The organism is Methylobacterium sp. WL18, from assembly GCF_008040015.1.
Lineage (GTDB): Bacteria > Pseudomonadota > Alphaproteobacteria > Rhizobiales > Beijerinckiaceae > Methylobacterium > Methylobacterium mesophilicum.
On sequence record NZ_VRVD01001081.1, the window covers coordinates 1 to 907 of the forward strand.

Here is a 907-nt window from a genome sequence, read left to right on the forward strand (position 1 = left end):
CGCCAGCAGGGTCGCCACGGCGCGCGGCATGCCGAAGGTCGGATGCGCCGTGAACACCACCGCGAAGGCGATGCGGTGGATGAAGGCCGCGAAGGCGGAGACGCCGTCCGGGCCGCCAGGGCCGGGGCGCGCAGCCGCTCGAACAGGCCGTCGAGGTCGTCCGCCGCGATCTCGTTGCGGTCGAACCGGCGGGTGATCGCGAGCGTCACGGCCAGGACGGGGTTGCGGAACGGGTCCTCCCGGGCCTGCTCCCGGGCGCTCTCGATGAGGCCGAGGAGATGGCTCTCCAGTTCCTCCGGCTCGCGGCTCGACTCGTGCTGCATGGATCGGTCCCGACTCCGGCTCGCTCGCGTCTACCCGGCCCAGCACCTTACGCAAGCCGTGTTCCACGGAGTCGCCGGTGCGGTCCGATCCCGCATGCGGTCGCCGTTCGGCCGAGTACGGGGTGACGACGGGCCTTCGAGCGGGTTAGAGCTTCCCGCCTGATGGAGCGCCTGCTGATCATCCTGGCTATAGTGGCCTTCGTCGTCGCGGGACTTGCGGTCGCCGCCATGACGGCCCGGGGCCGGCGCGAACCCCTCCGCATGGGCTCCGAACTCGACGTCGAGGACGAGGACCTGGTGATCGGCTCGGTCGGCCCGCGCATCAGCCCGATCGACCGCGCGGCGCAGGATCTCGACCCGCGCGTTCCGGACCCGCACCTCCTCGACACGCGCGTACTCGATTTGGAAGCGATCGAATTGCAACCGATCAGAGCCCTCGATAGGACCGGCCGGATCGAGCCGCCGCGGCGCGATCTGCCGGAGGCGGACCGATGAGGCTGTATCCCGGGGCGGCCGGCCTGCTGCTCGCCCTCCCGTTCGCCTGCCTGCCGGCCGGAGTGCCGGCCCCGCAGGCCGCGCCGGGC

General features: G+C 72.1%; 1 protein-coding gene and 1 pseudogene. One reads left to right on the plus strand and one right to left on the minus strand.

What is annotated here, in order from left to right:
* Positions 1–323: pseudogene (locus tag FV228_RS31005) on the minus strand (phosphoenolpyruvate carboxylase); the annotation flags it as partial.
* A 162-nt stretch (positions 324–485) separates the two neighbouring features.
* On the opposite strand from FV228_RS31005, the gene FV228_RS31010 reads away from it, so the two are divergent.
* Positions 486–818: a hypothetical protein gene (locus tag FV228_RS31010; RefSeq protein WP_147857895.1), complete on the plus strand. Its 333-nt coding sequence runs from the start codon at positions 486–488 to the stop codon at positions 816–818.
* The last annotated feature ends 89 nt before the right edge of the window (positions 819–907 follow it).

Excerpts from the sequence above, each read along its gene's own strand:
- FV228_RS31010 (WP_147857895.1), top strand. The coding sequence starts at position 486 with ATGGAGCGCCTGCTGATCATCCTGGCTATAGTGGCCTTCGTCGTCGCG.